This is a genomic window from Bartonella capreoli (assembly GCF_902813205.1).
Taxonomy (GTDB): Bacteria; Pseudomonadota; Alphaproteobacteria; order Rhizobiales; family Rhizobiaceae; genus Bartonella; species Bartonella schoenbuchensis.
In genome coordinates, this window is record NZ_CADDZX010000112.1 from 1 (window position 1) to 569 (window position 569).

At 37.1% G+C, this 569-nt stretch carries 1 protein-coding gene; it reads left to right on the plus strand.

The genetic code is table 11. From position 1 onward, the window contains the following. Window positions 1-569: autotransporter outer membrane beta-barrel domain-containing protein (locus tag J7R05_RS07585; RefSeq protein WP_208541802.1), on the plus strand; the 569-nt coding region annotated here is incomplete at both ends.

The window sequence follows — 569 nt, forward strand, 5'->3', positions numbered from 1 at the left end:
AACTTACCTCCTTTTGCCCAATAGTTTATTCCACGCTGGTCTGATGGATATCAGTAATCAAAATAAGTGGTTGGAAACACTACGGAATGTTTCTCGTCGATCTTTGAAAGACGATGAAAATTTTGCTTTATTTCTGCGTGGTTATGGCAGTAATCATCGTTATGTTTCAAACTTATCTGTACTTGAATATGGTTATGGAGGTGATCTTGATTATAATGCCATAGAGGCGAGAATTATATTGAAAACAATTGAGGGTGCATACAGTACAAGGTTTTTTGGAGTCATGGGGAGTTATGGAAAAATATCTTTGCATCCTCGAGATGTTAAACAAAGTCAAAAAAGCACATTTCATAAATGGTTAGTTTCAGCCTACGGGAGCTTGAAATATAATACTGGTTTTTATGTAGATGGTCTTTTATCCTATGGGCTGTTTGAAGGGGATGTTCTCACTTTAGCTAGAGGTAAAGCGGCAACATTAAAAGGAAATCCCTTGAACATGGCATTGTCTGCTGGTAAAGCATTTGTGAGTAGGCATGAAGGGCTTGTTTTTGATCCACAAATTCAGTTTA